The organism is Brevundimonas sediminis, from assembly GCF_048799765.1.
Classification (GTDB): domain Bacteria; phylum Pseudomonadota; class Alphaproteobacteria; order Caulobacterales; family Caulobacteraceae; genus Brevundimonas.
In genome coordinates, this window is the sequence record NZ_JBLYQK010000002.1 from 1 (window position 1) to 23,923 (window position 23,923).

The window sequence follows — 23,923 nt, forward strand, 5'->3', positions numbered from 1 at the left end:
GAGGGTCGCCGCGCCCAGGGCCGCGAGCAGCGCGGCGGCGCCGACGGTGGTGTGGATCACGCCCCGGCGGCCCAGGGTCCGCTCGCCCTGCCCGGCGCCGACCAGCCACAGGCCGGTCGCCGCGCAAAGACCGGCGACGAAGAGAAGGCCCAGCCCTTCGGCCCCGGTCTGGTTGCCGAAAACCCAGGCGAGCCAAAGGGCGGCGCCGTACATGGGAAAGGCCAGCAGGGCCTTGAGCCGGTCCATCCAGGCGCCCGGCCGGGGCAGTTTCGACAGCAGGCGCGGCGTCAGGCTGACAGCCACATAGGGCAGGGCCAGGCCGAGCCCGAGCATGACGAAGACCGCGAGCGCCATCGGCCAGGGCATCAGCAGGGCCGCGCCCAGGGCGAAGGCCATGAAGGGGGCCGTGCAGGGCGCGGCGACCACGACCGCCAGCGCCCCGGTGAAGAAGGCGCCGACGCCGCCGGGCAGGCGGGACAGCGGCCCGGAGCCCGCGCCCTGCAGACCGGCGCCGACATGGAAGACCCCGGACAGATTCAGGGCCACCGCCAGCATCAGCAGGGCCAGACCGGCGGTCACCGGCGGGGATTGCAGCTGGAAGCCCCAGCCCACGGCCTCGCCCGCCGCGCGCAGGCCCAGCAGGGCGACGGCGAGGAGCAGGAAGGTCGTCAGGACGCCGGCGAGGAAGGCCAGACCGTCGCGTCGGGACTGCCTCGCGTCATGGGCGGATGCGGCCAGGGCCGCGGCCTTCATCGCCAGGATCGGGAAGACGCAGGGCATCAGGTTGAGGATCAGTCCGCCCAGCAGGGCGAACAGGAGGGCCTGGACGAAGACTCCCGCCCCGGTCGGGGCGGGTGAACCGCCGGGGACCGGGGCGGCGTCATCCAGCGGCGCCAGCACGCCCGAGCCGCTTGCGCCCGGCAGGGGCGGACCGGGAACGGCGCGGATCTCGAACGCGCCCCGGGCGGTGGCCAGGACGCCGGCGACGGGGCCGGTCAGGCCTTCGGCGGACAGCCGCCGGCCGGCGTTCAGGATGAGGGTGGCTCCGCGCGGCCCCCATCGGCCGCTCTGGGGGCTGGCGTGGTCGAGGGTTCCGCTCTCGAACGGGAAGAAATAGGCGGGACCGGGGTCGCCGCCGGCCAGCGGCCCGCCGGTGGCGGTGAGAGTCAGGACCCCGTTCTCGAGCGAGACGCGCGCCTCGATCCCGGCGGGGCGCGGCGCCTGTTCGAGGACGCGGGCGATGGCGTCGCCGTGGGCGCGGTCATGGGGCGCCACGCCGTCGCGGACGGGCAGGTCCAGCCCCAGCGTCATCTCGCGCGGGATGCACATCTCGTCGCTGCAGACGAGGAACAGCGCCCTGACCCTCAGCGGCAGGGTGGTTCCGGGACGGGCGTCGGCGGGGACCTCGATCGGCACAGGCAGATAGACACCGCCCTCGTAGCCGTAGTTGACCAGTCCCTGCAGTCGCTGGCGTTCCGGCAGGGGCCAGACGATGTCGCCGGCCCGTGTCCCGGCGGGCAGGGACCACGTCAGGGTGGTGGGGCCGCCCGAGTCGCCGGGATTGCGCCAGTAGGTGTGCCAGCCCGGCGCGATCTTCTGTCGAACGGCGACCACGGCGACGCCGCCGGGAACCGCCCAGCGGCTCATCGGGACCAGTTCGGCCTCGATCTCGTCGGTGTGCCGGGGGCCCGTCTGCGCCGCGGCCAGGCCCGCCGGCGCGAGGAGGAGGGTCAGGAGGATCAGAAAGCGGAACAGGCGGCGCACGCGAGGGTCTCTCGTTCGGAACCCGCGGACCTTAGCCGCCCGAGGGGGGCGTCGTCACGGTCCGCCGTCCGCGTCAGGTCGCCCCGGCGCGGGCGTCAGCGCCGCTCGACCGCCTCCACGACCACTTCGGTGCGCCGGCGCAGGGGCTCATTGGTCCCGGCGGCCGTGGTGGCGCCGGCGTCGCCCACGGCGCCCAGCTCGAACGCGGGCGCCGGCCAGCCGGCGGCCTCAAGGGCCTCGGCCACCGCCAGGGCGCGGCGCTCGGACAGGTTCAGGTTGGTCGCCACGGTTCCGGTCGCCGACGCCAGGCCGACCACCTGCACCCGGCGGATGTCGCAGCCCTGCAACTGGGTCGCCGTCAGGCCGATCGCCTGCAGCGCGGCGCTGGTGAGACGCGCCTCGTTTTCGGCGAAATAGACGTCGAACCGCTTCACGCCGCAGGGCGACGGCTCGGCGACGATCTCCGCCCGGTCGCGCAGGCCCGGGGTCCACCCGCAGCCCGCCAGCGCGGCCGCGCCCGCCAGGATCACCACAATCCGCTTCATCTGCATCCCCTTCCGCATCCTTCCCCCATGAAAAGGGGGCGGCCCGTCCTTCGACGAACCGCCCCCCAGGTCCGGGCCTCAGCCCCGCCGATCAATACCGGCGCTGGCCGTTTTCCCAGTAACATTCAGTCTGGCGGCCATCGTAGCAGTAGTAGTAGCGGCCCTGGCTGTCGCGGTAGCGCTGCTGGTTCGCGCGGTCCTGGCTGGAGCCGCGGATGGCGCCCGCGGCGCCACCGACGACGGCGCCGATGGCCGCGCCGGTGCCGGCGTTGCCGTCACCCACGTTGTTGCCGATGATGGCGCCGGCGACGGCGCCGATGCCGGCGCCGATAGCGCCCTGACGGACGGTTTCGTTGCTGTTGCTGTAAGGGTCGCTGGCGCAGGCCGAAGCCATCAGACCGGCCGCTGCAATCGCGATGATCGCCTTCTTCATGATCAAGTCCTTCATCCCTGGGTTTCCCCCTTGGGGTGAGAACGCTGGATAAGCTGCGCGGTTCCTTGGCCTATGATGAGTGTCAGGCCTGTACTAGGCTTCTCACCGGCGCTGCGGAGGGTGGCGCCGGCATCGGCAGACGGGGGTTTCGTATGCGTTTTTCTGAGCCGGTCCGCATGGCGGACGATGATCACAGCCCGGTGTGGGCGCGGACCAAGCGTCGTCGCGGGGCCAATCCGCTGGTCGGCGTCCTGGTGACCCTGCTGGCGGTGTTCGGTGTCCTGACGGCTGTCCTGGGCATCAAGGAACGGTCGCTCGCCGAGGGGGGCGCCATCATGGACGGCTGGATCTCGGCCGGCGTCGCCATGGTCAAGGGCGAGGCGCCTCGCGTCGCTGACGAGGCGGTCGATGCGGCGGGCGCTGCGGCCGGCAAGGCGGGCGACGCGGCGCAGGCCGGCGCCGCGGCTGCGACGGAAGAGCTGAAGAAGTAACCGCTCGCTCGTTCCGGATCGGAACCTCGCGCGAGTGCGGGGCGTTCGGGCGGCATGGGCGAAGCAATGGTCAAGGTTGATGATGAGGCGGTCACGGTTTCGGACGTGGCCGCCGAGACCCGTTCCCTGACCCCGCATGTCGCGATTTCCCGCATCATCATGCTGGTCAACCCGTTGTCCGGCAGCGTCGGTCCCCGCGCCGCAGGCGAGGCCGAGGCGATACTGGCCGGGTACGGTTGTGAGGCGTCGGTCGTCGCGCTCGAGGGCGACCTGTTCGACAGCCAGATCAATGCGGCCCTCGAGGCAAAACCTGATGTGCTCCTTGTCCTGGCCGGCGACGGCACGGCGGGAACGATCGCCTCCCGGGCCGGCCCGGATGGTCCCCTCGTCGCGCCGCTTCCCGGCGGGACGATGAATATGCTGCCCAAGGCGTTGTACGGAACGGCCGACTGGAAGCTGGCCCTGCGTCGGGCGCTTGAAGACGGTGTGCCGCAACCGGTGGCCGGCGGCGAGGTCCGGGATGGTGATCTCTGCCAGTCCTTCTACTGCGCGGCCATCTTCGGCTCGCCGGCCCTGTGGGCGCCGGCGCGGGAGGCGATGCGGACCGGCAAGCTGAAGCTGGCCTGGTTGCATGCGCGTCGTGCGCTCAGGCGGGCCTTCAGCGGCCGTCTGCGGTTTTCGCTGGATGGACGCAAGTCGCGCCGGGCCGAGGCCCTGGTCCTGATCAGTCCGATGATTTCGCGGGCCATGGACGAGAATACCGGGCTCGAAGCGGCGGCGATGAATCCCAGCGACGCCATGCAGGCCTTCCGCCTGGCCGCGCATGCGGTCATGGATGACTGGCGTCAGGACCCGGCGGTGACGACGCGGGCGACGCAACGCGTGGCGATCCGGGCCCGTTCGCGCATCCCGGCCGTGATCGACGGAGAGCCGGTCCAGCTGCATCACGAAGCCCGGGTCAAGTTTCTGCCGAAGGCGTTCCGGGCCCTTGCCCCCCGGCCGCCCGCGGCGGAGGACACGGTCTAGTGGGGCGTATTCTCCAGTTCTCCGACATCCATTTCGGTTGCGAGCATCGACACGCCTGCGCGGCCGCCCTCGACTATGCCTACGCCAACCCGGCCGATCTGATCCTGATCACCGGCGATATCACCCAGCAGGGGTTTCCGGACGAGTTCAGCGCGGCGGGTGAATGGATCCGGCGCATGCCCGAGCCGACCTTCGTCATCGTCGGCAACCACGATGTTCCCTACTGGAGCCTGCCGGCCCGGCTGTTCCATCCGTGGAAGGCGTTTGAGCGCGCCACCGGCCATCCGGCCCACGACCACCAGTTCCTGAGCCCCGATCTGATGGTGCGGGGCGTCGTCACCGCGCGCGGCTGGCAGGCGCGTCCGAACTGGTCGAAGGGGGTCATCGATCTGGACCAGACCCGCAAGGCCGCCGCGGCTCTTCGCCAGGCGCCGGTGGGCGCCCTGCGGGTGCTGGCCTGTCACCATCCGCTGGTGGAGATGATCGGCACGCCGATGACCGGAGATGTGAAGCGCGGCGACGAGGCGGCCCTGATCTTCGCCGAGGCCGGCGTCGATCTGATCGCGACGGGACATGTCCACGTTCCTTTCGCCCTGCCGATCCAGCTGGGAGACCACTGCTCCTATGCCGTCGGGTGCGGAACCCTGTCCCACCGGGAGCGGGGCGCGGCGCCCGGATTCAACCGGATCGAATGGGACGCAAGGACGATCACCGTGACGGCCGTGGCCTGGACGGGGGACCGGTTCGAGGACAAGCAGGTCTGGCGGCTGCCCCGTCGTCAGGACACCCGCAGGACCGCGACGGCGCCGGACCCCGATGTGCCCGGCGAACGCGAGGCGGCCGCGGTCTGAGGTTGCCACCGCGTGCGAACCGCGCTTGAGGTCGGCGGATGAAGATCGTCCATGTGATCGGCGCCGGCCCCGCGGGCCTGATGGCCGCGGAGCGGCTGGCCCGCAACGGCGTTCGGGTCGTCGTGCATGAGGCCATGCCGTCGGTGGCGCGCAAATTCCTGATGGCGGGGCGGGGCGGGCTGAACCTGACCCACTCCGAGCCGATGGACGGCTTTGTACCCCGTTACAGCGAGGCGGCGCCTGTTGTCGCCGGATGGCTGGAGCGCTTTTCGCCCATCCGGCTGATCGGCTGGGTCGAGGGTCTTGGGCAGCCGACCTTCACCGGCAGTTCCGGGCGCGTGTTTCCGAAGACGATGAAAGCCTCTCCCCTGCTGCGGGCCTGGCTGGCGCGGCTGTCGGATCTCGGCGTCGCGGTCCGGACGCGCTCCCGCTGGATCGGCCGTCAGGACGGCGGCTGGGTCTTTGCGGGGCCCGGGGGCGAGACGGTCGAACAGGCTGATGTCGTGGTTCTGGCCATGGGCGGGGCCAGCTGGCCCCGGCTGGGATCGGACGGCCGTTGGGCGGATGAACTGCGGTCGGCGGGAGTCGAGGTAGCGGGGTTCCGGCCGTCGAATGTCGGCTTCAACGTCGACTGGAGTCCGGTGCTGATCGAGCGCTTCGCGGGCGAGCCGTTGAAGACCATCGGACTGAGCCATGGCGGCCAATCCGTGCGCGGCGACCTGATGCTGACCCGCTACGGGCTGGAAGGCGGGGCGGTCTACGCCCTGTCGGCCGCCCTGCGGGATGCGATCGAGCAGAATGGAGCGGCCGAAATGGTCGTCGATCTGAGACCCGACCTGTCGATTGAGGCTCTGGCGGCCCGCCTGACGAAGCCGCGCGGCAAGGACAGCGTGACCAACTGGCTGCGCAAGGCGGGCGGCCTGTCTCCCGCCGCAGTCGGACTGCTCCGGGAAATTCCGGGCCCGATCCCGGAGGGGGCGGACAAGCTGGCGCGGCGGATCAAGGCGGTTCGCCTGGCCCTGACCGGGGTGCAGGGGCTGGAGCGGGCCATATCATCGGCGGGGGGGATACGGCTTGATCAGGTCACGGATGATCTGATGCTCAAGGCCCTGCCCGGCGTCTTCGTCGCGGGCGAGATGCTGGACTGGGAGGCGCCGACAGGCGGCTATCTGCTGCAGGCCAGCTTCGCCTCGGGCGTGGTGGCGGCGGAGGGCGCGCTGGACTGGCTGGGTCTCGCGGGGCAGGGTGACCCCCTTCCCTGACTGTCCGGAGTAAGTCCATGCGCCTGAAATCGATCCTCGTTTCGACCACGGCGCTGCTCTGTCTCGCGGGCGCAGCTCACGCCCAGCAGGCCGATCCGGCCCGGCTGAACGAATACACCCGCGTCCTGGCCTCGGATGAGTTCGAGGGTCGCGGCGTCGCCACGCCCGGCGAACAGAAGACGGTCGACTATCTGGTCAGCCGGTTCCAGGCCCTGGGGCTGGAGCCCGGCGGGCCGGACGGTCAGTGGGTGCAGGTCGCCCATCTGAGCCGGACCCAGCAGTCCGGTCCGGCGACCATCACCGCCACGGTGAACGGGCAGGTCCGGACGCTGGAGCGTGGCCCGCAGATTCTCGTGGCCAGCGACCGGCCGGTGGACCGCGTTGCCCTGACCGACGTCCCGGTGGTCTTCGCCGGCTATGGCGTGGATGCGCCCGAGAAGGGCTGGGATGACTTCAAGGCCGTGGACGTGCGGGGCAAGATCATCCTCGTCATCGTCAACGATCCGGATTTCGGCGCGCCCGAGGGGCATCCTGTGGCCGGGCGTTTCGACGGCAACGCCATGACCTTCTACGGCCGCTGGACCTACAAATTCCAGGAGGCGGCGCGCCGGGGCGCGGCCGGGGTGCTGGTCATTCATGACACCCCGGGCGCGGGCTACGGCTGGAGCGTTCTGGAGGGGTCGTCCACGGCGCCGGACTTCGACATCGTGCGCACCAACTGGGAGGGGGAGCGGGTTTCGGCCCAGGGCTGGATCCAGGGCGATGTCGCCGAGGCCCTGATACGCGACGCCGGCCTCGACTACGCCCGGTTGCGGGACGAGGCCCGCAGCGAGGCTTTCGTCCCGGTGGAGTTGCCGGGGGTGACGATGTCGATCGATTTCGGCCAGACCCACGCCAATATCGAAAGCCGCAACATCCTGGCCCGTATTCCGGGTTCGGAGTATCCGGACGAGACCGTGCTCTACGGGGCCCACTGGGACGCCTATGGCCGGGCCACGCCGCAGAACGGCGACGACATCTATAACGGCGCCGTGGACAACGCGACCGGCGTCGCCGTGGTTCTGGAGCTGGCGCGGATGTTCAAGGAGGGCCCGGCGCCCGAGCGGTCGGTGGTCTTCGCCGCCTGGACCGCCGAGGAGGCGGGCCTGCTGGGCGCCGAATACTATGCCGCCAATCCGGTCTGGCCGCTGGAGACCACGGTGGCCAACATCAATATGGACAGCTTCCTGCCGGGCACGGAGGTCTCGCCCGAGATCGTCGTCATCGGCGCGGGCAAGAGCGAGACGGACCGCTGGGTCGAGCGTCGCGCCACCGAACAGGGCCGCCGTCTGATCCCCGATCCGGCCCCGCAGGCGGGCGGCTTCTACCGGTCCGACCACTTCCCGCTGGCCCGCATGGGCGTGCCCGCCCTGTTCGCCGCGGCGGGCTTCACCGGCCACAACGACGCCAGCCGCGACTACGTCCAGAACCGCTATCACAAGCCCTCGGACGAATGGACGCCGGACTGGGTGATGGACGCCGCCGCCGTGGACGTGAACCTGCTCTACGCCGTCGGCCGCGACCTGGCCGACAGCCGAGAGTGGCCGCGCTGGAACGCGGGCGCCGAGTTCGAAGCGGCGCGGGAGGCCTCGGCGGATCGGCGGCGGTGACAGAGGCGAGCGCCGGGTCTAGACCCGGCGCATGACCTCCGCTTCCGACATCCATGGCGTCTGCCCGCCTGAATTCGCCGCCGTGAAGGATGCCTTCGCGGCCAATTTCACCGATGCGCCCGAAGGGCTGAACGAACAGGGGGCGCGGTTCAGCGTTCGCGTGGGCGGCGAGACCGTCATCGATCTGTGGGGCGGATCAGCCGATGCGGCGGGGACCGTCCGGTTCGACGAGCGGACCCTGACCCCGGTCTTCTCGACCGGCAAGGCGGTGATGGCCCTGCTGATCGCGAGCTGTGTTGAGCGGGGCCTGCTGGACTATGAGGCGACGGTCGCCAGCTACTGGCCGGCCTTCGGTCAGGCGGGCAAGGCGGAGATCACCGTCGGCCAGATGATGAGCCATCAGGCGGGCCTGCCGGGCTTCGACACGCCCGAGGACCCGGCCATCTGGTTCGACCGCGAGGCGACCTTGGCCCGGCTGTGCGCCCAGGCGCCGATGTGGGCGCCGGGCACGGCCTCGGGCTACAGCCCCATCGTCATCGGCTATCTGGCGGGCGAGCTGTTTCGTCTCGTCGACGGTCGGACCATGGGCGCGGCCCTGCGTCAGGACTTCCCCGGTCTTGACCTGTGGATCGGCCTGCCGGAGGCCGAGCATGACCGCGTGGCCCAGATGCGCAAGCCGGCCAAGGCCACCAATCTCGGCGAGATCGACGCGATCAAGAAGGCGGCCTTCCTCGACAAGGGCTCGTCGCCCGGCGGGCGCGGATCGGCGGAGTGGCGGATGATCGAGATTCCCTCGGCCAATCTGCACGGCACGGCGCTGGACCTGGCGCGGATCGCGGGCATCCTCGCGGACGGCGGCGCCTTCGAGGGCCGCGTTGTGCTGTCGCCCGAGGTGCTGGCCGCCGCGACGCGCGAGCGCATCCAAGGTCAGGACCGTGTGCTGCCCTATGAGATGAGCTGGGCCGCCGGCTTCACGCGCAATGCGGGGCTGAACATCTTCGGGACCAACCCGGACGCGGTCGGCCACTGCGGCTGGGGCGGTTCATGCGTCTTCGCCGATCCGGCGCGAGGCCTGTCTGCCGCCTACGTCATGACGCGGCAGTCGCCCCACCTGATCGGCGACCCGCGGGCGCAGCGGTTGATCGGGGCGCTGTACGGCGCCCTCTAGCCGTTCACGACCTCATTGGCGCTGTTCTTCAGCGCCAGCCGCGCCGCCCGCTGGCGGAAGAAGGCCGCCGCTGCGAAGACGCCGGCGCCGGTCCAGATGAAGGCGAAGGAGGCGATCCGCAGGCCGGTCAACGGCTCACCCGACCAGACGCCGATGGCGAACTGGATCGTCGGCGCCAGGAACTGGATGAAGCCGATGGTCGACAGGGGCAGGCGGCGCGCGGACCAGGCGAACAGGGCCAGGGGCAGGACGGTCGCCGGACCGTTGGCCAGGGCCCACAGGGTGTTCACCGGGCTGTCGAAGGCGACGCCCGCGCCGGAGTGCTGGAGCCACAGCACCCAAAGCAGGCCCAGCGGGGCCAGGAGCAGGCACTCGATGAACAGGCCCGCCTGCGCCTCGATTGGCACGCGCTTGCGGATCACGCCGTAGCTGGCGAAGGAAATGGCCAGGGCGATGGAGATCCATGGCGGACGGCCCAGGGCCAGGGCCTGGAACAGAACCCCGACCGCCGCCAGACCGATGGCGACCCAGCCCCATTTGTCGATCTTCTCGCGGAACAGCCACAGGCCCACGATCATGTTGAGCAGCGGGTTGATGTAGTAGCCGAGGCTGGCTTCCAGCGTGGCGTGATGGGTTGTGGCCCAGACGTAGAGGCCCCAGTTCACCGCGATCAGGACCGTGGACAGCATCAGCCACAGCAAGGTCTTCGGTGAGCGGAAGACCGCCAGAACCTGTCCGCCCTGTTTCGCCAGAACGACCAGAAGGCCCGCGACCAGGACCGCCCACAGGGCGCGGTGGGCGAGGATTTCAAAGGCGTCGAAGCCGATGGCGTGCTGGCCCATGAACAGCAGGGGCATCAGCCCCCAGATCACATAGCAGCCGAAGGCGGACAGCAGGGCGGGGCGGCTCGCGTCGGAGCCGGTGGGCATTGTCATCGAGGGGCTCCATCGCCGGGGGAGCGGCGAGACGGAAGGGGTCAGACAGTCAGGGTGCGGTAGCCGGAGGACGACTTGATCGTGCCCGTCTCGTCCAGCAACTGGGCGATCTGGACGGCGTTCAGGGCCGCGCCCTTGCGCAGGTTGTCCGACACCACCCAGAACGACAGGCCGTTCTCGACCGTGTGGTCCTTGCGGATGCGGCTGACGTAGACGGCGAACTCGCCGGCGGCGTCGACCGGGGTGATGTAGCCGTCGGCTTCCTGCTTATCGACCACCTGCACGCCCGGGGCGTCGCGCAGGATGGCGCGGGCCTCGTCCGGGCTGATCGGACGGTCGAACTCGACCGTCACGGCTTCCGAGTGGCCGACGAAGACCGGGACGCGCACGCAGGTGACCGTCAGCTTGATGTCCGGATCCAGCATCTTGTGCGTCTCCTTCCACATCTTGGTCTCCTCATCGGTGTAGCCGTCGTCGTTGAACGACCCGATGAAGGGGATGACGTTGAAGGCGATCTGCTTCGGGAATTTCTTCGGCGTGGCGTCGCCCAGGCCGTAGATGGCCTTGGTCTGGTTCCACAGCTCGTCCATGCCTTCCTTACCGGCGCCGGAGACGGACTGGTAGGTCGAGACGACGACGCGCTTGATCTTGGCGGCGTCGTGCAGCGGCCGCAGGGCGGTCACCAGCTGGATGGTCGAGCAGTTGGGGTTGGCGATGATGTTCTTCTTCGTCGCCAGCTTGACGTCGTCCGGGTTCACCTCCGGCACGATCAGCGGCACGTCGGGGTCCATGCGCCAGGCCGAGGAGTTGTCGATCACGATCGGACCGGCCTTGCCGATCTTTTCGGACCATTCCTTCGACACGCTTCCACCGGCCGACATCAGCACGATGTCGACGGTCGAGAAATCGAACTGCTCAAGATCCTGGCACTTCAGCGTGCGGTCGCCGAAAGCAACCTCGACGCCCTTGGATTTTCGCGAGGCGATGGCGTGGATTTCGTCGACGGGGAAGTCGACCTCCTCGAGGATGTTCATCATCTCCCGACCGACATTGCCGGTGGCGCCTACGACAGCGACGCGATAGCCCATTTGCGTATTCCCTGATGGCGTCCCGGCCGCGGCGGAGAGGAGCCGGTCGAGAACGCGAAAATGCAGGATGCGATGTAGTCCTTCGCGGCTGCGAAGCAATCGGTTTTGCGAGGGCGGGCGGACGATCCAGCCCGAGAACGACGCCGTTTCCCATACATTGGCCTTATGGGGACGCTTTCCTCGCCGGGCGGGCGAGGCTAGACCGTGGGGCGATGACTTCCCGCATCCGCTCCGCCTATGACATCCGCATCGAGGAGGGCGTCCTGACGCCGGACCCGGCGCAGGAGCCGCTGATCGCGGCGCTGGAGCGGCTTGAGCGGGCCCTGGCGAAGAAGAGCCTGTTCGGAAAGCCGCCGGCGGTGCAGGGCATCTACATCTGGGGGCCGCCGGGGCGCGGCAAGTCCATGCTGATGGACCTGTTCGTCTCAAGCTCGCCCGAGCCGCGCAAGATGCGGGCCCACTTCCACGCCTTCATGGCCCGCATCCACAAGCTGGTCGACCAGTGGCGCAAGGGGGACCGGAAGACCCGTCAGACGATCTTCGGCACCCACAAGGGCGATGATCCCATCGAACCGATCGCCGATCTGATCGCGTCCGAGGCGCGGCTGCTGTGCTTTGACGAGTTGCAGGTCACCGACATCGCCGACGCCATGATCCTCGGCCGTCTGTTCGAGGCCCTGTTCGAGCGCCGGGTGGTGCTGGCGGTGACGTCGAACCGGGCGCCGACCGAGCTTTACAAGAACGGGCTGAACCGCCAGCTCTTCCTGCCCTTCATCGACGAGATCCGGAAGCGATGCGCGGTGGTCGAAATCGACGGCGCGCGCGACTGGCGGCTGGACCGGCTGATGGGCTCGCCGGTCTGGTTCACGCCGGATCAGCGCCCGGCGTTCGAAACCCTGTGGCTGGAACTGCGCGGCGGAGAGCCCGAAAGCCCGACCCGACTGACCGTGCTGGGCCGCGAGGTCGGGATCGAGCGCACGGCGGGCGGCATGGCCCGGGCGACCTTCGAGGACCTGTGCGCCCGTCCGCTGGGGCCGCAGGACTACCTGGCGATCGCCGAGCGATTCCACACGGTTTTCCTGGATGAGATTCCGGTTCTGGGTCCGGCGAACCATCACGAGGCCCGCCGGTTCGTGACCCTGATCGACGCGCTTTATGAGGCGAAGACCCGGCTGGTCGCCCTCGCCGCGGCGCGACCTGAGGCGCTCTACACCTCGGGCGTCGGGGCGTTCGAATTCGAGCGGACGGTGTCGCGCCTGAACGAGATGTCGTCGGCGGACTGGCTGGCGCACCAGAGGACGGGCTAGGGTCCGCCACATTTTCGCTGCGCGGGTCCGGCTGGATCGTGCGCCAGAAGGAGATTTCAATGCGCCGACTGACTGCCTGCGCCGCCCTCGCCTCCGGCCTGGTGCTCTGTGTTCCGACCGCGATGGCCGGGGATCGGGGCGGAGCTTCCCCGTTGCCGGTCGCGACCCAGGCGACGACCGTCGATCGAGGCGTGACGGGCGCCGAGGTCAGGACCTGGCTCACCGGACTGGGCGGGAATGTCGCCGATCCGGTCGCGGTTGACGGCGGCTTTCTCGTGCGCGTCCAGGATCAGCCCCTGCCCTGGAGCCTCAGCCTGTTCGGCTGCCAGACCCGCTGCGACGACGTCCAGTACAACGCTGTCTTCACCGGCGCGATCACCGAAGCCCAGGTAGCCACCTGGAACCGGGAGAACCGTTACCTCAAGGCCGTCTGGGTCGCGCCGGCGACGGCGGGCGGCAACGCCACCGTCCTGGCCCAGTACGACGTGCTTCTGCTTTCGGACGGCGCGGAACAGCTGCAGGAGCCGACCTACGTCTGGCTGCAGCTCCTGAATCGCTTCGCCCGGACCCTTTTCGCCAGCGTCGCGCCGGCTCCGGCCGCCCCGGCGACCGGCGAGTAGAACGGCCGTCCGGGCCCTCGGTCCGCCGGTTCAAGCCATGCCGTCGGCGCGCCCCGCCTTCAGGCCAAGGAAAAGGGGCCGCGGCTTGCGCCGCGGCCCCTGCGTCTTTTGAACAGTCAGCCGGCTCAGGCCAGCGAGGGCTCGATGTCCTTGCAGGCCTGGATGAGACCCTGAACCGACTCCACCGACTTGGCGAACATCGCCTTCTCTTCGTCGTTGGTGGTGAACTCGACGATCTTCTCGACGCCGGCGGCGCCGATCAGGGCCGGAACGCCGACGTACAGGTCCGACAGGCCGTACTCGCCCGACAGCCACACGGCGCAAGGCAGGACGCGCTTCTGGTCCAGCAGGTAGGACTTGGCCATGGCGATGGCCGATTCCGCCGGGGCGTAGAAGGCCGAGCCGGTCTTCAGCAGGGCGACGATCTCGCCGCCGCCCTTGCGGGTGCGCTCGACGATGGCGTCCAGTTCGGCTTGCGACAGGAAGCCCGCGGCGACGGCGTCCGGCAGCGGCAGGCCGCCGACGGTCGAGTGACGGACCATCGGGACCATGTCGTCGCCGTGACCGCCCAGGGTCCATGCGTGGATGTCCTGAACCGACACGCCGGTCTTTTCAGCGAGGAAGTAGGCGAAGCGGGCCGAGTCCAGCACGCCGGCCATGCCGACGACCTTCTCCTTCGGCAGGCCCGAGAACTTCTGCAGGGCCCACACCATCGCGTCGAGCGGGTTGGTGATGCAGATGACGAAGGCGTTCGGAGCATGGGCCTTGATGCCTTCACCCACGGCCTTCATGACCTTCAGGTTGATGCCGATCAGGTCGTCGCGGCTCATGCCCGGCTTGCGCGGCACGCCGGCGGTGACGATGCAGATGTCGGCGCCGGCGATATCGGCGTAGTCGTTGGCGCCCTTGAGGGCCACGTCCTGGCCGAAGACCGCCGAGGCTTCGGCGATGTCCAGCGCCTTGCCCTGCGGGGTGCCCTCGGCGATGTCGAACAGGATCACGTCGCCCAGCGCTTCGCGCGCTGCAACGTGGGCCAGGGTGCCGCCGATCATGCCGGCGCCGATAAGGGCGATCTTCGCGCGAGCCATACTGTCAGTCTCCGAGGGTTTGTGCGGTGCGATACCGCCGTCGCGCGGCGGTCTAGACCCGTGAGGCGCGACCTGCAACCGTGACGCCGCGTGAGGCCTTAACGACCATGACCCGATCTCCCGAGACCCTGCCCGAGTTCGTCGCCCCCGATGAGGTGCCGACAGGGCTTGTCGTCGTCACCGATGAACGGGCGATCCGCGCCGGGATGGCGGTCTGGCGGGAGAAGGTGCTGAAGCGGCCCGGGTTGTGGGACAAGGCCACGCGCGGAACCCAGGACCGGATCAACCACATCATTCCGGAGCGGGTCCACGCCGTCATCACGACGGGCGTGGAGGCGATGACCAGGGGCATCCTGTTCGGCTCGGACCTGCTGAAGGCGAAGCCGGTTCAGCAGGGGGGCCTGGCGGCGCGGGAGGAAAAGGCGCGAGCCGTCATTCGGGCCTATCGGAACACCGCCAGCGTCGAGGGCGGCGTCGCCGGGGCGGGCGGCCTCGTCCTGGCGGCCGCCGATTTTCCGGCCCTGATGGCGATCAAGGTGCGGATGCTCGGCGAAATCGTCGCGGCCTACGGCTGGGGCGGCGGTTCGGTGCGCGAGCGGCTGTTCGTCCTGCACATCTTCCATCTGGCCTTCGCCAGCGCCCGGAGGCGTCCCGAGGCCCTGGCGGATCTGGAGCGGTGGATCGGCGATGTCGATCAGCCGGAGACGCTCACCGACTACGACTGGCGCACCTTCCAGATCGAGTACCGGGACCACATCGATCTCGCGAAGATGGCCCAGCTGATCCCGCTGATCGGCGCGCCCGTGGGGGCGGTGGTCAACTGGCGACTGGTCGAACGACTGGGTGAGACCGCCGTCATGGCCTGCCGGATGCGGTGGTTCGCGGAGACCGACAGGTAAGCTTGGCTTATCCAAACGACAAAGTTTATTGATTTTCCCTGTCGTCTGCGGGGGCATAGGCTGACTTCCACAACATCAGGGAGACGACGACCATGGACGGACACGCCGGAGGCTCCACGCCCCTCAACAACCCGAAGAAGGAACCGGCCGCGCTGCGCAGCCTGCTGGGCCGCACCAACCGCGACTGGTGGCCCAACCAGCTGACGATGGACATCCTGCACCAGCAGGGAAAGTCGGGCGACCCGATGGGCGACGGCTTCAACTACGCCGAGGCCTTCAAGACGCTGGACCTCGCGGCGGTGAAGCGGGATCTCACCGCCCTGATGACCGACAGCCAGCCCTGGTGGCCGGCGGATTACGGCCACTACGGCCCCTTCTTCATCCGCATGGCCTGGCACTCGGCCGGGACCTATCGCACCGGTGACGGACGTGGCGGAGCCGGCGCGGGCCAGCAGCGTTTCGCCCCGCTGAACAGCTGGCCGGACAACGGCAATCTCGACAAGGCGCGCCGTCTGCTGTGGCCGATCAAGCAGAAATACGGCGCCAAACTGAGCTGGGCCGACCTGATGATCCTGGCGGGCAACGTCGCCATCGAGAGCATGGGCGGGCCGGTCTTCGGCTTCGGCGGCGGCCGCGCCGACGTCTGGGAGCCCGAGAAGGACGTCTACTGGGGCACGGAGGAAAACTGGGTCGGCGACGAAGGCAACCAGACCCGTATCCAGCCGGACAAGGAGATGGCGCTTGAGGCTCCGCTGGCGGCGATCCAGATGGGTCTGATCTATGTGAACCCGGAGGGTCCGGGCGGGGTGCCGGAGGCCCTGCAGTCGGCCCGCGACATCCGCGAGACCTTCGCCCGCATGGGCATGAACGATGTCGAGACCGCGGCCCTGACCGCCGGCGGCCACACCTTCGGCAAGGCGCACGGCGCCGGCGATGCGTCCAAGGTCGGCGCGGCTCCGGAAGGCGCCGACATCGCCCAGCAGGGCATGGGCTGGCAGTCGGGCCACGAGAGCGGCATCGGCGACCACACCATCACCTCGGGCATCGAGGGCGCCTGGACCCCGACGCCAATCACCTGGGACATGACCTATTTCGACATGCTGCTGGACCACGATTACGAGCTGGTCCGCTCGCCCGCCGGGGCCAAGCAGTGGCAGCCGGTCGGCAACCCTGAAGAGACCCTCGCCCCGGCCGCGCATACGCCGGGCAAGAAGGTCCCGACGATGATGACCACGGCCGACATGGCCTTCAAGATAGATCCGGCCTACCGCGTCATCATGGAGAAATTCCGGGCGGACCCGGCCTGGTTCGCCGACCAGTTCGCCCGGGCCTGGTTCAAGCTGTGTCACCGCGACATGGGGCCGAAGGTCCGCTACCTCGGCCCGGACGTGCCGGCCGAGGACCTGATCTGGCAGGACCCGATCCCGGCCGCATCCGGCCCCGCCCTCTCCGCCGCCGACATCAGGGCGCTGAAGGGCAAGATCGCGGATTCGGGCCTGTCGGTGGCCGAGCTGGTCACGACCGCCTGGGCCTCGGCGGCGACCTATCGCGGCTCGGACCATCGCGGCGGCGCCAACGGCGGCCGCCTGCGCCTGGCGCCCCAGAAGGACTGGGAGGTCAACAACCCGGCCGGTCTCGCCAAGGTGCTCAAGGTCTACGAGGGCATCAAGGGCGGCTCGAACGTCTCCATCGCCGACCTGATCGTGCTGGGCGGTTCGGTCGGGATCGAGCAGGCGGCGAAGGCGGCCGGGCAGTCGGTCGAGGTTCCGTTTACCCCCGGCCGCACCGACGCCTCGCAGGAACAGACGGACGTCGAGGGCTTTGCGGTGCTGGAGCCGCGGGCCGACGGCTTCCGCAACTATCTGCAGGTCCGCTTCAACGTCCCGACCGAGGAGCTTCTGGTCGATCGCGCCCAGCTTCTGGGCCTGACCGCGCCGGAGATGACGGTTCTGGTCGGCGGTCTGCGCGTGCTGGGCGCCAATCACGGCGGCTCGACCCACGGCGTCTTCACCGACCGCCCGGGCCAGCTCACCAACGACTTCTTCGTCAACCTGTTGGACATGAAGACCGGTTGGAAGAAGGTCGACGGCGAGGGCGACGAAACCTTCGTCGGCACCGATCGTGAGACCGGCGAGGCGCTGTGGACCGCGACCCGCACCGACCTGGTGTTCGGCTCCAACTCCCAGCTGCGCGCCCTGTCGGAAGTCTATGCCTCGGCCGACGCCGGCGGGAAGTTCGTCTCGGACTTCGTTGCCGCCTGGGTGAAGGTGATGAACGCCGACCGATACGACCTGAAAGCCTGATCGGGCTGTCTCCTCCCCGTCGCATCGCGATGGGGAGGAGGACCGCGAGGCGGTGGATGGGTCCTGACGGTGCGCGCCGTCCAGAACCCCTCCGTCTCCTCGCAAAGCTCGGAACCACCTCCCCATTGCTGCGCAACGGGGAGGAGGCGTGAAAGCGCTCTCCATAGACTTTGCCATGTCGATAACGACGCCTTATGTGGCGCGGATGCTCCCCACGCTCCGTCAGCTCCAGTACCTGCGTCTGCTCGCCGAGCACGCCTCCTTCAGCCGCGCCGCCGAGGCCGCCCACGTCAGCCAGCCTGCCCTGTCTGCGGGGGTGCAGGAGCTGGAGAAAATTCTGGGCGCCCCGGTGGTCGAGCGGACCCGGGGCAATGTCCAGCTGACCGCCGTCGGGGCCGAGGCCGTGCGCCGCGCCGAGGATGTGCTGGCCCGGACCGAGGATCTGGTCGAGGCGGCGCGCAATGCGGGCAAACCCCTGTCGGGCCGGTTCCGGCTGGGCGTCATCCCGACGGTCGCGCCCTTCCTGCTGCCCGCCCGCCTGCCGTCGCTGAAGGCCGATTATCCGAGCCTGAGGCTGTTCATCCGTGAGGATCTGACCCCCCGGCTGATCGCCGCTCTCAAGACCGGCCATCTGGATGCCGCCGTGATCGCCCTGCCCTACAGTGCGACCGGTATCGAACATGCCCGGATCGGGGATGACGAAATCCTCGCCGCCGCGCCGGTCGGTCATGCCCTGGCCGGCGACGGGCCGATCCCGCCGGGGTCGCTGAAGGCCGAGGACCTGATCCTGCTCGAGGATGGCCACTGTCTCCGCGATCAGGCCTTGGCGGCCTTCGATATCGAGGCGCCCAAGGGCGACGATGTCTTCGCCGCGACCAGTCTGCACACCCTGGTCCAGATGGTGTCGTCCGGGCTGGGCGTCAGCTTCCTGCCCGAGATGGCGGTGCGGGCGGGGCTGGCCGACATGCCGGGCGTCGTGGTCCGACCCATCGCCGCCCGGGCGCCGCGCCGGGAGATCGTGGTCGCCTGGCGATCGGGCTCGAGCCGGGCGGCCGAGGCGAAGCTGCTGGCCGAGGCGCTGAGGCTGGATTGAGCTTCATTACGAGTCTGTAAGGTGCGCGCGGGACCGGCCCTGTTAGGGTCGCGACGCCCGTCGTCCGGGCGTCCGGAGCCCTTATATGAAGACCCGTCTTGTCCTGACCGTCGCCGCCTCGGCCCTGCTTCTGGGGCTGCCCGCCGCCTCGCCGGCCCTCGCCCAGACCGCCGCGCCCGCGGCCGGTCAGATCGCCGTGCCGCCGCTGGGTTTCCAGGAACGGACCCTGCCGAACGGGCTGAAGGTCTATACCTCGCGGGATACGTCGACCTCGAACGTCACGGTACAGGTCTGGTACCGCGTCGGCTCCAAGGATGATCCGGAACGCCGCTCGGGCTTCGCCCACCTGTTCGAGCACCTGATGTTCAAGGCGACGCAGAACTTCCCGGACGAGACCTTCGACCGCCTGACCGAGGATGTGGGCGGAAACAACAACGCCTTCACCTCCGACGATGTGACCGCCTACCACGAGACCGTCCCGGCCAATCATTTGGAGCGGCTGATCTTCGCCGAGGCCGACCGGCTGGGCTCCCTGGTGGTCAATGAGTCGGTGTTCGAGAGCGAGCGCGATGTGGTGAAGGAGGAGTACCGGCAGGGCGTGCTGGCCAGCCCCTACGGCCGCCTGTTCAGCTTGTTCGTTCCCGCGACCCTGTACCAGGATCACCCCTACCGCCGCTCGACCATCGGCTCGATCGAGGATCTGGACGCCGCGACCATCGAGGATGTCCGCCGCTTCCACGCCACCTACTACCGGCCGGACAACGCCTATCTGATCGTGGCCGGAAATTTCGATCAGGCCCGTCTGGATGGCTGGATCGACCAGTATTTCGGTCCGCTGACCAATCCGGACCGCCCCCTGCCGGCCAATGATGTTCGCGAGGCCGAACCGACCGGCCCGCGCGAGGCGACGTTCTATGCGCCGAACGTGCCCCTTCCGGCTGTCGTTCTGGCCTGGCCCGGGGTGCGCTACGACGATCCCGACCGCGCGGCCCTGACGGTGCTGGACGGCATCCTGTCGACGGGCGAGAGCTCCCGTCTGTATCGGTCGCTGGTCTATGATCAGAAGATCGCCACCCAGACGAGCTCGAACGTCGATGCGAGCCAGCAGGCCGGTTCGGTCATCACCTACGCCATCATGGCTGAAGGTGAGACGCCGGAGGCGGGTCTGGCGTCGCTGCGCGCCGAGGCCGCCCGCCTGCGGGACGCGCCGGTCACCGACGCCGAACTGACCGAGGCCAAGAATGAGCTGGTCGCCGGTGCGCTGCGCGAGCGCGAGACGGTCGAGGACCGCGCCAACGTCCTCGGCTGGTCGCTGATCAATACGGGCGGCGCCGCCGCGGCCGACGCCGAGATCGCCGCTCTCCAGGCGGTGACCGCCGCGGACATCCAGCGGGTCGCCCGTCGCTATCTGACGGACAACCGCAGCATCGCCATCCGCTATCTGAACGCCGACGACCAGAACCCGGTCACGGCCCAGTCGGTCGAGGTGAGCGCGCCGGTCCGGGTCGCGGACCTGGCGCCGGTCGGACGCATCTTCGAGCTCCTGCCCGAGGCGGATCGCACGCCGATCCCGGACGCCGGCCCCGCGGTCGATCTGGCCACCCCGGCGGTGGAGACCTTCACCCTGTCCAACGGGCTGGAGGTCTATGTCGCCCGCAAGCCGGGTCTGCCGTTGATCTCCGCCCGGCTGGGCCTGGCCGCCGGCTCGGCTGATGATGGCGACAAGACCGGTCTGGCGGTTCTCACCGCCGGGTTGCTGACGCAGGGCTCCAGCGGTCGGTCGGCGCCCGAGATCGCCGCCGAGATCGAGCAACTCGGCGCCCGGCTGGGCGCCTCGTCGGGGCCCGATTTCTCGAACGTCTCCGTCAACGCGCCCGCAAACGTCTTCCCGCAAGCCCTCACCCTGATGGCGGATGTGGTCCGCCGTCCGGACTTCGCCGCCGAGGAGGTCGAGCGCCAGCGGGATCAGTCGCTGGATGGCCTGCGCGTGGCGCTCAGCTCGCCCGGACCGGTCGCCGGCATGGCCGCGGGTCGGCTGGTGTACGGCGACGCCGCCTATGGCGCGCCGGGCGGCGGCACGCCTGACTCCCTGCCGGGCCTGACCCGCGCGGACGTCGCCGCCTTCCACGCCTCGCGCTATCGTCCCGAGACCGCGCGGCTGATCTTCTCCGGCGACATCACCGTGGCCCAGGCCCGCGCTCTGGCGGAACAGGCCTTCGGCGACTGGCGCGCCTCGGGCCCGGCTCCGGCCCCGCGCGCCAACCCGGCGGGCGTCGCCGTGGCCCCCCGCGTGGTGGTGATCGACCAGCCGGGCGCCGGTCAGGCAGCGGTCTATGTCGCCATGCGCAGCATCGACCGGACGGATGCGGACTATTTCCCGCTGACCCTGGGCAACACCCTGCTGGGCGGCAGCTTCACCTCGCGCCTGAACCAGGAAATCCGCATCAAGCGCGGCCTCAGCTACGGCACCCGCTCGAATCTCGGCGTGCGGCAGGACGACGGCGCCTTCATCGCCTCTGCCCAGACCCGCAATGATGCGGCGGCCGAGGTCGCCGACCTGATCCTGGGCGAAATCAATCGCCTGTCGACCACCGAGCCCACCGCGAGCGAGATGACCACCCGTCAGGCCATCCTGTCGGGCGCCTTCGGAGACTCTCTGGAAACCGTCGACGGTCTGGGCGGTGTGGTCGCCAACCTCGCGCTTTATGACCTGCCGATGAGCGATCTGGCGGCCTATGTCGGGCGGGTTGAGGCGATCACGCCGCAACAGGTTCAATCGGCCTTCGCCGAGCACCTGCCGGCGGCGAACGCCAGCCTGGTCATCGTCGGCGATGCGTCGAAATTCATCGACGCCATCCGGGCCAGACACCCGAACGTCGAGGTTCTGTCGCTGACGGACCTGGACCTTGATACGGCGGCGCTGCGTTAAGGCGTTGATCTTCCTTCCGGCTCCGGCGAACGTCGGGGCCGGAGGGCTCGTCATGAAGCTGCACATCCTCGCTGCCGCCTTCGGCGCAGTCGCTCTGATGGTCGCCGGTCCCGTCCGGGCGCAGGAGGCCGATCCGCTTGAGAAGGCGATCGACCTTCTTCAGGAGGACCCGGTTTCGGCCCTGGTGGAGCTCGAACGCCTCGCCGCCGCCGGCGACGCTGAGGCGATGAACATGGTGGCGATTGTCGTCAATGATCCGCCGGCGGGGATTTCCGCCGATCCTGCGCGGGCCATGCAGCTCTGGGAGCAGGCATTCGCCGCTGGATCAAAGGGCGCGCGGTTGAATCTGGGCACGCGGCTGCTGCTCAACGACGATGCCGGGGATGACGCGCGGGCGGTGGAGATGCTGCGCGATGTCGAGCCAGATCTCATGGGGATCGCGGCCTATCCTCTGGGACGGGCCTATCTGTTCGGGAACGGTGTGGAGCAGGATCTGGGACGCGGGTCCCGCCTGATGGCAATGGCGGTCGAACAGTCGCCCGGCAACATGGACGCCCAGTTCCTTCTGGGGCGGGCCTACCAGAACGGTTGGGGCATCCCGCCTGATCCGGAGGCCGGCTATCGCCATCTGAAGATCGCTGCGGACGCCGGGGAATATCGCGCCCAGTGGAACGTTGGGATGATGTTGCTCGACGGCGTCGGGGTGGCCTCCAATCCGGTGCTGGCGAGGCAGTACGTTCAACGCTCGGCCGATGCCGGGTACGAGCAGGGCATGATCTCGCTGGGCGTCATGCTGGCGGTTGGCCAGGGGGGCGGCGTTGATGCTCCCGCGGCCCGGGACTGGTATCTGCGAGCGGCGCGTGGAGGGTCAGCTCACGCCCTGCGGGGACTGGGCGCCATGATGGCGGTCGGCGAAGGCGGACCCGTCGACCTGGCGACCGGCGCGGCCTATCTGCAACTGGCGGCCGAGAGCGGCGACGAGATCGCGCGGACACTGTTGCGACAGTTGTCAGCCCGGATTGCGACGGTCGATCCGGCCAAGGTCCGTCTGGCGCGCGAGCAATGGATCTCGGCCAACGGCGCTCCGCGCTGAGACGCGGGTCAGGCTGACAGGCAGACCACCCGCGCCACCCGCAGGTCCCGGCGCAGATCGTCGGAGACGAGGCCGTAGTTGTCGACGGTGACCACGCGGCCCATCAGCGGTTCATCCGCCTTCTGAACCCCCCGAACGGCGGGCTGGAACGTCTCCGGGGCCGTGGTGTAGATGCGGCCCCGGCGCGGGCTTTCGGCGATCGTGACGCCCACGACGCGGCCTTGACGGTCCATGACCGGCGCGCCCGAGAGACCGGCCAGGGTTCCGCCCAGTCCATCCGTTCGCCCGACCTCCGCCCAGGCGAGGACGGGTTCATCGCGTTGGCCGCGTCCCCGGACCTTGAGCGTCTCGCGACCCAGAAGCCGGGACGTCACCTCGCCGGCCCGGGCCTGGGGGAATCCCGGATGAAAGCCGCGCTGGTTGTCGTGCATCCCCTCGGCGGGAGCGATCGGCAGGGCGGACGGGCCGCCCTGGGTCTGGAGCACCGCGATGTCGGCGCGGGGCGACAGCCGCACGTCGGCGGCGACCGCCCGGCCCCCGCCGACCAGAATGGCCGGCTGGCGACAGCCCTCGACCACGTGGCGCGCGGTGACCCAGCGGCCGGTGCGGGCGATGGAGAAGGCGGTCCCCGTGCTCGGCTGGAACGGGATGTCCGGCGCATTGACCGTCACCGCCGGATCAAAGGGGGTGATCGGGCCCAGCAGGGCGCCCTCGATCTCGTCCGGCGGCGGCGGCGCGGGCGGGGCGTCCGCGTTCTCCCGATGGAGGAGGGAGGCCGTCAGGAGCGCGCCGAGGACGGACCCGTAGATCAGCCAGTCGGGCGGTCTCATCGCATCACCCCGTCAGGGCCGCCGCGAGGATCAGCGCCGTCGACAGCTTGGCCCCGACCAGCAGGACCGAGGCCGAGATTTCGCCGTCGCGGATGCGCTGGGGCAGGCCGGTCAGCAACATGTCGATCAGACGGAAGGCGAGCAGTTGAAGCACAAGGGTCGCCACGCCCCAGAGGGTGATGTCCTTGATCGAGGTCGAGACGCTCAGGCTGACGGCCAACGGAATGGCCAGACCGACCAGCACGCCCGCGAAGGCCACCGCGGCGGCGGCGTTGCCTTCGCGGATCAGGGCGATCTCCTTCCACGGCGTGAACAGGGCGTAGATCACCGCGCCGACAAGCAGCAGGGCCAGGGTCACGGCCAGATGGGCCATGGTCGTGGGGAAGCCCGTCGCGAAGGCCTGCACCTCGGCGCTGTCGAGCACTCTGGAAAGGGACGTGGAGTCCATGGCGCGTCCGCTGCTCAGGGGGTCGTGAACGATTGCCCGCTTTTCGCCCCAATCCGCAAGCGCGCGGATGTCACAGTCGGTCAAGATTGATGACGGCGTGT

Annotated in this window: 21 protein-coding genes; 13 read left to right on the forward strand and 8 right to left on the reverse strand. The window is 69.5% G+C overall.

What is annotated here, in order from left to right; translation table 11 throughout:
- From ACLQ7T_RS01470 to ACLQ7T_RS01480, 3 genes are all read right to left on the reverse strand, one after another.
- On the reverse strand, window positions 1-1,764 hold a 1,764-nt coding region (locus tag ACLQ7T_RS01470; RefSeq protein ID WP_420477801.1), incomplete at its 3' end, for a protein-disulfide reductase DsbD domain-containing protein.
- Between the two features lie 95 nt (window positions 1,765-1,859).
- Window positions 1,860-2,309, reverse strand: a complete 450-nt coding sequence (locus tag ACLQ7T_RS01475) for an OmpA family protein (RefSeq protein WP_420477802.1) — start codon at window positions 2,307-2,309, stop codon at window positions 1,860-1,862.
- 91 nt (window positions 2,310-2,400) lie between these two features.
- Window positions 2,401-2,757, reverse strand: a complete 357-nt coding sequence (locus ACLQ7T_RS01480) for a YMGG-like glycine zipper-containing protein (RefSeq protein ID WP_420477803.1) — start codon at window positions 2,755-2,757, stop codon at window positions 2,401-2,403.
- 137 nt (window positions 2,758-2,894) lie between these two features.
- Between ACLQ7T_RS01480 and ACLQ7T_RS01485 the strand changes: the two genes are divergently transcribed.
- From ACLQ7T_RS01485 to ACLQ7T_RS01510, 6 genes are read left to right on the forward strand one after another with little or no spacing between them, the layout of a single operon-like run.
- A complete protein-coding gene (locus ACLQ7T_RS01485; RefSeq protein WP_420470554.1) occupies window positions 2,895-3,233 on the forward strand; it encodes a hypothetical protein in 339 nt (112 codons plus the stop codon).
- A 54-nt stretch (window positions 3,234-3,287) separates the two neighbouring features.
- Window positions 3,288-4,259 carry a diacylglycerol/lipid kinase family protein gene (locus ACLQ7T_RS01490; protein ID WP_420477804.1) on the forward strand — a complete coding sequence of 324 codons (972 nt, stop codon included), beginning with the start codon at window positions 3,288-3,290 and terminating at the stop codon, window positions 4,257-4,259.
- Window positions 4,259-5,110: a metallophosphoesterase family protein gene (locus ACLQ7T_RS01495; RefSeq protein ID WP_420477805.1), complete on the forward strand. Its 852-nt coding sequence runs from the start codon at window positions 4,259-4,261 to the stop codon at window positions 5,108-5,110. Before ACLQ7T_RS01490 ends, ACLQ7T_RS01495 begins: the two co-directional genes overlap by 1 nt.
- A gap of 38 nt (window positions 5,111-5,148) precedes the next feature.
- Window positions 5,149-6,372 (forward strand): BaiN/RdsA family NAD(P)/FAD-dependent oxidoreductase, encoded by a 1,224-nt coding sequence (locus tag ACLQ7T_RS01500; RefSeq protein ID WP_420477806.1) that lies wholly within the window; start codon window positions 5,149-5,151, stop codon window positions 6,370-6,372.
- 17 nt (window positions 6,373-6,389) lie between these two features.
- Window positions 6,390-8,021 (forward strand): M20/M25/M40 family metallo-hydrolase, encoded by a 1,632-nt coding sequence (locus ACLQ7T_RS01505; protein WP_420477807.1) that lies wholly within the window; start codon window positions 6,390-6,392, stop codon window positions 8,019-8,021.
- 31 nt (window positions 8,022-8,052) lie between these two features.
- Window positions 8,053-9,189: a serine hydrolase domain-containing protein gene (locus tag ACLQ7T_RS01510; protein ID WP_420477808.1), complete on the forward strand. Its 1,137-nt coding sequence runs from the start codon at window positions 8,053-8,055 to the stop codon at window positions 9,187-9,189.
- On the opposite strand, the gene rarD is transcribed toward ACLQ7T_RS01510, so the two are convergent.
- Complete coding sequence (gene rarD / locus ACLQ7T_RS01515; RefSeq protein WP_420477809.1) at window positions 9,186-10,124, reverse strand: EamA family transporter RarD; 939 nt, start codon at window positions 10,122-10,124, stop codon at window positions 9,186-9,188. The two genes, ACLQ7T_RS01510 and rarD, sit on opposite strands and share 4 nt — an antisense overlap.
- A gap of 41 nt (window positions 10,125-10,165) precedes the next feature.
- Window positions 10,166-11,212, reverse strand: a complete 1,047-nt coding sequence (locus tag ACLQ7T_RS01520) for an aspartate-semialdehyde dehydrogenase (RefSeq protein ID WP_420470547.1) — start codon at window positions 11,210-11,212, stop codon at window positions 10,166-10,168.
- 212 nt (window positions 11,213-11,424) lie between these two features.
- Between ACLQ7T_RS01520 and zapE the strand changes: the two genes are divergently transcribed.
- Window positions 11,425-12,519, forward strand: a complete 1,095-nt coding sequence (gene zapE / locus ACLQ7T_RS01525) for a cell division protein ZapE (protein WP_420477810.1) — start codon at window positions 11,425-11,427, stop codon at window positions 12,517-12,519.
- 59 nt (window positions 12,520-12,578) lie between these two features.
- Complete coding sequence (locus ACLQ7T_RS01530) at window positions 12,579-13,139, forward strand: type III secretion system chaperone family protein (protein ID WP_420477811.1); 561 nt, start codon at window positions 12,579-12,581, stop codon at window positions 13,137-13,139.
- Between the two features lie 125 nt (window positions 13,140-13,264).
- Here ACLQ7T_RS01530 and mdh read toward each other — a convergent pair whose 3' ends face one another.
- The gene (gene mdh / locus ACLQ7T_RS01535) at window positions 13,265-14,227 is read right to left on the reverse strand and encodes a malate dehydrogenase (protein WP_141625442.1); all 963 of its coding nucleotides are present in this window, start codon (window positions 14,225-14,227) and stop codon (window positions 13,265-13,267) included.
- Between the two features lie 107 nt (window positions 14,228-14,334).
- Between mdh and ACLQ7T_RS01540 the strand changes: the two genes are divergently transcribed.
- The 5 genes from ACLQ7T_RS01540 (at window position 14,335) to ACLQ7T_RS01560 (ending at window position 22,544) form a co-directional block, all read left to right on the forward strand.
- Window positions 14,335-15,126: an EcsC family protein gene (locus tag ACLQ7T_RS01540; RefSeq protein WP_420477812.1), complete on the forward strand. Its 792-nt coding sequence runs from the start codon at window positions 14,335-14,337 to the stop codon at window positions 15,124-15,126.
- A 92-nt stretch (window positions 15,127-15,218) separates the two neighbouring features.
- Window positions 15,219-17,429, forward strand: a complete 2,211-nt coding sequence (gene katG, locus ACLQ7T_RS01545; protein WP_420477813.1) for a catalase/peroxidase HPI — start codon at window positions 15,219-15,221, stop codon at window positions 17,427-17,429.
- A 205-nt stretch (window positions 17,430-17,634) separates the two neighbouring features.
- Window positions 17,635-18,522 (forward strand): hydrogen peroxide-inducible genes activator, encoded by an 888-nt coding sequence (locus ACLQ7T_RS01550; RefSeq protein ID WP_420477814.1) that lies wholly within the window; start codon window positions 17,635-17,637, stop codon window positions 18,520-18,522.
- Between the two features lie 85 nt (window positions 18,523-18,607).
- Window positions 18,608-21,451, forward strand: a complete 2,844-nt coding sequence (locus ACLQ7T_RS01555; RefSeq protein ID WP_420477815.1) for a M16 family metallopeptidase — start codon at window positions 18,608-18,610, stop codon at window positions 21,449-21,451.
- A gap of 52 nt (window positions 21,452-21,503) precedes the next feature.
- A complete protein-coding gene (locus ACLQ7T_RS01560; protein ID WP_420477816.1) occupies window positions 21,504-22,544 on the forward strand; it encodes a tetratricopeptide repeat protein in 1,041 nt (346 codons plus the stop codon).
- 8 nt (window positions 22,545-22,552) lie between these two features.
- On the opposite strand, the gene ACLQ7T_RS01565 is transcribed toward ACLQ7T_RS01560, so the two are convergent.
- Together ACLQ7T_RS01565 and ACLQ7T_RS01570 are read right to left on the reverse strand one after the other, a co-directional pair.
- A complete protein-coding gene (locus ACLQ7T_RS01565) occupies window positions 22,553-23,374 on the reverse strand; it encodes a S1 family peptidase (RefSeq protein WP_420477817.1) in 822 nt (273 codons plus the stop codon).
- A gap of 4 nt (window positions 23,375-23,378) precedes the next feature.
- On the reverse strand, window positions 23,379-23,822 hold the full coding sequence (locus tag ACLQ7T_RS01570) for a DUF350 domain-containing protein (RefSeq protein WP_420477818.1): 444 nt from the start codon (window positions 23,820-23,822) through the stop codon (window positions 23,379-23,381).
- Between the last annotated feature and the right edge of the window lie 101 nt (window positions 23,823-23,923).